The following is a 6656-nucleotide window of genomic DNA, read 5'->3' as shown; positions in this document are numbered from 1 at the left end:
GCTGGAAAAGTCACAGAGCACGCGCGTCAAGTGCAAATTCCCTTATCAAGTACAAATGTTTACAATACACTTTTTTGGGAAGTCCTTACACGAATTCAGCGATTGAATCTCTAGTTTACTTTTGCCCTTTTCATCCTTATAAAAAAGGCTTGGCTTTCATTCTCTAGGAAGAATTTTATCTTTTTTTAGCGTCGTTCGATTATCCCTTCCTATTCTTGATTAAAAAGTGGCGATAAAAAGGGAAAATAACATAAAAGTCACCTCGTTGATCGGTCGAATGCGTTATCCACAAATTTTTATAAATCATTCAGGTACATTTATACTCGGATTTGCTTTTTCCTATATTTTTGATTGGAATGTCTTAACGGGGCTTTTAGCAACCACACCCGGTGGCTTAATGGACACGACTTTAATCGCAGCTGATTTTGATTCTGACATCCATGTGGTTGCCATCATGCAATTAGTACGTAGTGTGGGCGTTTTGTTGCTTTTTCCAGCTTGGATCAACCTTTTTTCTACCGAAAGTTCCCCTGACTCTACCAAAGAAAATACGGTAACAACTAACCAAATACCATTTTTGAATAAAAAACACTTTTTAATTGTTATGCTTGTCGGAATTGCTGGGGGGACTGTTAGGCTATCTTTTAGGTTTTCCAGCAGGAACGCTTAGTCTATCTTTGTTATTTTCCGGTCTATTTAAGTTACGTACGAATATTACTGCTTTTCCTATTCAAATTCGACAATTTGCTCAAATTTTAGCCGGATCAATGGTAGGATCTAGTTTTACTCGTGAAGTCGCAACTTCTTTGGTATCTTTTTTTATACCAGCTATGCTTTTAATTATTATCTATTTACTCATTAGTTATTTTTATGCCCAAATAAATAAGCATAAAAATTGGCTAGACTTTACTTCTGCCCTATTTGCTTCCTGTCCTGCTGGAGCTACAGACATTGCTTTGATTTCGGCTGACTACGGCGTCAATATGAATAGTGTCGCTATGATCCAGATTGCTCGTTTAATTCATGCAGTAGGGATTATGCCGCTACTCTATCAATTCGTTAGCTTTTTACTATAAATCTCCTTATGTCTGATTTGCATACTTCCTCCAAACTAAAGTAGCTGAGAAACCTAATATACTTACTACAATCACGAGCATAATACCAATTTGATTCAACATAGGAGTCCCAGTGATACCACTTACAAGAGCAGGTATCGACCATGGGAAAAATTTACTATATCCTATTACAGCAATCAGATATACTAATCTGCTGACAAAAAAAGTCTAAAAATGATGATTTTAGACAGTTCTCAAATGAGCACCGAAAAGTTGGGAGGTATTAGGCTACGCCAACTTTCATATAATTTTTGATGCTATGACAAATACCAGGTCTTGCTTTATTCCTCATGAAAATAACTTCGTATCTTTTTATTTTAACCTTAGAAAAAGAGTGCTAAAATTAGCACATCCTAGCATTCATAAGGAGCCAATTAATGAAAAGGACAATCAATTTTTTCCGCAACGATCTACTTTTTAGTATTTCACTCTTGCTGGCAATTATCGCTGTGACTTTAGGTCGTTTTTCTGTCCAAGATATTAATTTTAAAGTCATTGCGACGCTAGGTGGCTTAATGTTGGTTATCAGTGGACTGGACTCTACTGGAATTTTAAGCTATTTCGGTCAGATCTTAGTTAAAAAAAGTCTGACTTTCCGACAGCTGATCCGATATATTGTATTATTAAGCTTTTTTAGTTCGATGTTTTTAACCAATGATGTAGCAATATTAACCTTATTACCTATTTATCTGCGAATGACAAAAGTGATTGCTAATCGTCAATCCGTATTGTTAGGTAGCGTTTATATCATTATTGCAGCAAATTTAGGAAGTAGTTTTTTCCCATTTGGCAATCCACAAAACTTATTTTTATATTCGTATTATAATATTCCTTTATTGGAATTTTTCTATTTAACTGGTCTGTTAGCTGTTTTATCATTGGTGTTACTCATGGTGTCTATCCAATTTATACCTAAAGACCCTCTTAGCTTAACAATAATTAGCAAGCCATTTGATCATCAAAAAGCAATTATTTATGGTCTTTTAATGATCGTAATGATCGCTGGTGTTTTTAGTGTGATTCATTATCTTATAGCCTTTATCATCGTGGCTGGCATTATCTTATTTTGGCGGCCTCAACTTTTTCGAAAAATCGATTATCGGCTGCTTTGTACTTTTGCCTTCTTTTTCATTATCGTAGGAAATCTCAGTCAATCGGAGGAATTGGTTAACTGGCTACAGAGAACATTTACTAATCCAATAAGTACATTATTAGATGGTATATTGGCTTCGCAAGTAATTTCTAATGTTCCTGCAGCCATCTTGCTAGCACCCTTTACTAAATATCACCAGTCGATTCTTTTAGGGGTCAATATTGGCGGATTAGGAACATTGATTGCTTCTTTAGCCAATCTGATTGGCTATAAAATTGTTCATATTCAGATTCCAAATGACCGTAAGCTGTTTACTCGTAATTTTTATCTAGTCAACATTATTTATTTGTCGCTGTTAACACTAATCATCTCATTTATTGTTTGAAATACAAAAAAGATTTCTATGTTTTTATAAAACACAGAAAAATAAGAACTTTATTATGACTAACAGCCTGTCGTTTGCAAATCTTATGGGCTTATTGCTCGTTTAGCACATAAGTTCATCAAACTAGTGTGGCTAAAACAAAATAAACACATAAGGTTGTCGAAGTTACGTGCTTATTTTAAGAAAAGAATAGCGAAAGCTCCATTTAGAGTGGATTAAGCACATAAGATCAATAAACTAGTGTGGTTAAAACAAGATAAGCACATAAGGTTAGTGGACTTATGAGCTTATTGCTCGTTTAGCACATAAGTTCGCTAATCTTATGTGCTTATCTTTATTTATTGGTCCAATAAGTTTCAAATATGACCCGATATTAATCCTATTATTCGTAAAAAAAGCACCGCGTGGAAAAATCACGCGATGCTTTTTTGTTGCTTCTATTTATTTTTCTTTATCAATAATTTCTGCAATTTTTGCTTGCATTTCTTCTACTGAATGACGCCGCTCACGTCCACATTCTTTGGCATTTCTTTGACAAATTAAGCATTGTCTTGGGGAAAGATCAATATCTTGACGACTGATACTTTGTAGACCGTCTGCAAAATAATGAATATCTAGATCAAACAATCGCCCGCAAGGAAAGTTTTCTTCTAAATCAATCATCATCTCTTTTAACGTTACGGGAGAAACTTCTGCTAGAAGATAAAATTCAGCACCCGTTTTAAAATCATATTCTACTTTATAAAGAACATGAATATCCGTCAGTTTTTCTTTAATCTGTGCGACCATCTGTGAAAAAACTCGACTTAGTACAACTGAGTTTTTCACAGGACCGGGAATATTCATTGTCGCTAATAACAATGAAGCATTTGGCCATTTATGCAGTAACTCTGTTTGCCGACTAGCACGCAATTCGCGAGTCTCAAGCATTTCAGCTAAAGATACTTCAGCCCCTGAAAATACTTGCTCAGACATTTTTCACCGCATCAATTAAAGTACCATCACGATACTCAATCAAAGCAACCGTCTTATCTCCATATTCAATAGGATCAGGTTCTCCAACAATACTATAAGCTTGATCTTTAAGCTCTTGAACAGTAAATTGAGGTACATCTAGGTCTTTAAAGTGGTCGATCAAATCTTGACGATTAGGATTGATTGCAATGCCTACTTCCGTCACAATCACATCCACACTATCTCCCGGTGTAACGACTGTATTTACTTTATCAACAAACGTTGGTATTCTGCCTCTAACTAATGGAGAAATAACCAAGCTCATATTACAAGCAGCACTCGTATCGGAATGTCCACCTGAAGCACCACGAAGGACACCATCTGAACCAGTGATGACATTAACGTTAAAGTCCGTGTCAACTTCCAAAGCGGATAAAACAGCTGTATCTAATTTATTAATGACTGACCCTTTACTTAAAGGTGAAGCGTACATGTTAGCATCAATTTCATAATGTTCGTCATTTTCATCAAGGGAAATAGCTGATGGATGGTCAAAGTCTTGTACATCAATGATTTTTTCCACTAGCCCTTCTTTTAATAAATCTACCATTGCATTTGTGATACCGCCCAAAGCAAAACTTGCGGTAATGCCATCTTCAATCATTTGTTCACGAATATAACGAGAAACAGCTAAAGCAGAACCCCCAGTACCTGTTTGGAAAGAAAAACCTTGCTTAAAGTAAGGTGAATTAGTGATAACTTTCGCCGCATTTTGCGCAATAATCAATTCTTTTGGATCTTTAGTAAAACGGGTAGCGCCTTTTGCAATACCTTCTGGGTCTCCAATTGCGTCAACTTCTACAACATAGTCCACATCAGTTTGCGGTATGCTAATAGGTGTATTTGGGTAATCCGCTAAAGTGTCCGTAATAGCTACCACTTGGTCTGCATATTTTGCATCAATCATGGCGTAACCCAATGAACCACAAGTGGCCTTTCCTTTTGTCCCATTCGCATTACCATATTCATCAGCACTCGGTACCCCTAAAAAGGCTACATCAATATGAATATCGCCTGCAGCAATCGCCCGCGCTCTGCCTCCGTGGGAACGAATCACAACTGGGTTTTCCATAATGCCTTCAGAAATAGCGGCACCTACTTTATCGCGTAAACCAGAAGAAGTAACATTTGTCACTACGCCATTTTTAATATGGTCAATTAACGGTTCATGGACATTCGCGATTGAACTTGGGGCAATAGAGATATTTTTAATGCCCATTTTTGCAATTTCATCTAAGACCATATTCATTACGTAGTCGCCTTCACGAAAATGATGGTGAAAAGAAATCGTCATCCCATCTTTTAAGCCTGTTTTTTGAATAGCTTCTCGAATACTTTTTAATAATTTTTCATCATTGGGTTTTGTTGGTTTTGTTTGACGGCTTGCTTCTTTATATTCGCTAATATGAGCAAGTTCTCCTTCATAAACCCCAAACTGGTCCGCATATTCTTGAGGAATATCTTTGCCAACATTATTTACTACCATAACTAAATATCCTCCTCTTTAATCATATTTGCAGCTATAGCTAAAGCAACCACACGTTCTGCACGTTCAACGACGGGTTTATCCACCATTTTTCCGTTTACAGAAACCACACCTGAACCTTTTTCTTGTGCTTCGCGCAGCCCCCATATAATTTCTTTAGCGTTTTGCACTTCATCTTCTGTTGGCTCATAAATTTTATTTACAATTGGAATTTGCCGTGGATTAATCACTGATTTTCCATCAAAACCAAGTTGTTTAATTTGTCGTACTTCGCTTTCAAGGCCTTCAGGATTTTCAACGTTGGAATAAACTGTATCAATAGCAGCAATGCCAGCAGCTCTTGCACCATGTAAAATCATACTACGTGCGAAAAATAATTCTTTACCATCAGGATAACGTTCTGTTTTTAGATTTGTCACATAATCTTCTGCTCCTAAAGCAATACCAATGAGGCGATCAGAACTTTTAGCAATGTTAGGCGCATTTAATACCCCTTCTGCTGATTCGATAGCGGCCATCATTTTCGTAGTCCCTACTTCGATATGGTTTTGCTCTTCTACTTCGGTAATCACTTTTTCAACATCAATGATATCTTGTGCTGTTTCTGTTTTAGGCAAACGGATAACATCGATGCCTGCTAAAATCATCGCTTCAACATCTAATTTTCCGCCAGCATCTAAAGCGTTAATACGAACCACTGTTTCTACGCTACTGTAATCAAAAGTACGTAAAGCATTGTGAACTAACGTTCTTGCAGAATCTTTTTCTGGCAAGGACACCGCGTCTTCTAAATCAAACATAATAGAATCTGCCCCATATAATGGTGCATCTCTTAACATCGCCGCATTTTGGCCAGGGACAAACATCATTGTTCTTCTTAATCGTTCCATGAGTCAATCTCCTTCCAATCATATCGTTCTTGTTTAGCTGCACGATGTACAGCTGTAATTGTACGCGCTTGAATGGTACAATCTAACGCACCTTTATCTACAGCCGTCACTTTGACCCCTTGGGCACCTAGACGTTCTAACGTATCTGTGATGACTTGCCGAATCTTACGGCCAAATTGTTTTTCTACACTACTATCCAAATCAATTTGGATATCCGCATTATCAACGGGTTGGATAGTGATTTGAATATCACTAGATTCCAAGGTTCCGCTAACAGCATTTTGTAATAGTTCCACTGTATTCACCTCGTTTAAAAATTTTTCTTTAAATAATTATACCTGAATGATTTCTAAATTTTGCCAAGGGCCGTTTAACCCTTGGCATGACCTTTTTTCTAAAAAACTGTTTCCACACCTTCTAGGTGTACAAAAAGAACGCACTCTATGTTATTGTAAAGTCGATAAAAACAACAATAAACACAAAAGGAGTGCGTTCTTATGTCTTTCACTTTACAACAAAAATCGCTCACATTCAATGCCCAAAAAGAAATCACGGTCGCCAACGATGGCGGAAGCTTAACCAATGATGCGGGGCTTATCTTGGTCGCTGAATTTTTAAAACAAATTCATTTTGACTCATTGTTAGCCCAATATGTTCATATCCCGGATCCTCG

At 36.9% G+C, this 6656-nt stretch carries 7 protein-coding genes and 1 pseudogene; 4 read left to right on the top strand and 4 right to left on the bottom strand.

Going from position 1 to position 6656, the window contains the following annotated elements:
• Positions 1 to 265 precede the first annotated feature (265 nt).
• From G577_RS11660 to G577_RS0109655, 3 genes are all read left to right on the top strand, one after another.
• Entirely contained in the window at positions 266 to 670 is a 405-nt protein-coding gene (locus G577_RS11660; RefSeq protein ID WP_155988506.1) for an AbrB family transcriptional regulator, read from the top strand.
• Positions 609 to 1076, top strand: a complete 468-nt coding sequence (locus G577_RS11655) for an AbrB family transcriptional regulator (RefSeq protein ID WP_162141357.1) — start codon at positions 609 to 611, stop codon at positions 1074 to 1076. Before G577_RS11660 ends, G577_RS11655 begins: the two co-directional genes overlap by 62 nt.
• Before the next feature lie 416 nt (positions 1077 to 1492).
• Positions 1493 to 2593: an SLC13 family permease gene (locus G577_RS0109655; protein WP_038027734.1), complete on the top strand. Its 1101-nt coding sequence runs from the start codon at positions 1493 to 1495 to the stop codon at positions 2591 to 2593.
• Positions 2594 to 3034: 441 nt separating this feature from the next.
• On the opposite strand, the gene citX is transcribed toward G577_RS0109655, so the two are convergent.
• The 4 genes from citX to citD are packed head-to-tail and all read right to left on the bottom strand — an operon-like array spanning position 3035 to position 6279.
• Positions 3035 to 3568, bottom strand: a complete 534-nt coding sequence (citX, locus tag G577_RS0109650; RefSeq protein ID WP_028791015.1) for a citrate lyase holo-[acyl-carrier protein] synthase — start codon at positions 3566 to 3568, stop codon at positions 3035 to 3037.
• The gene (gene citF, locus G577_RS0109645; protein ID WP_028791014.1) at positions 3561 to 5093 is read right to left on the bottom strand and encodes a citrate lyase subunit alpha; all 1533 of its coding nucleotides are present in this window, start codon (positions 5091 to 5093) and stop codon (positions 3561 to 3563) included. Before citF ends, citX begins: the two co-directional genes overlap by 8 nt.
• 2 nt (positions 5094 to 5095) lie before the next feature.
• Positions 5096 to 5983, bottom strand: coding sequence for a citrate (pro-3S)-lyase subunit beta (gene citE / locus G577_RS0109640; protein WP_028791013.1), 888 nt, complete (start codon positions 5981 to 5983; stop codon positions 5096 to 5098).
• Positions 5971 to 6279, bottom strand: coding sequence for a citrate lyase acyl carrier protein (gene citD, locus G577_RS0109635; protein ID WP_028791012.1), 309 nt, complete (start codon positions 6277 to 6279; stop codon positions 5971 to 5973). The genes citE and citD overlap by 13 nt, the downstream gene beginning before the upstream one ends.
• Positions 6280 to 6480: 201 nt before the next feature.
• Between citD and G577_RS11920 the strand changes: the two are divergent.
• Positions 6481 to 6656 (top strand): annotated as a pseudogene (locus tag G577_RS11920) (IS1380 family transposase); the annotation flags it as partial.

The sequence above is a fragment of the Tetragenococcus muriaticus DSM 15685 genome, assembly GCF_000423785.1.
Taxonomy (GTDB): Bacteria; Bacillota; Bacilli; order Lactobacillales; family Enterococcaceae; genus Tetragenococcus; species Tetragenococcus muriaticus.
Note: the sequence above shows the minus strand (reverse complement) of the source record. Positions and strands in the feature narration are given on the sequence as shown.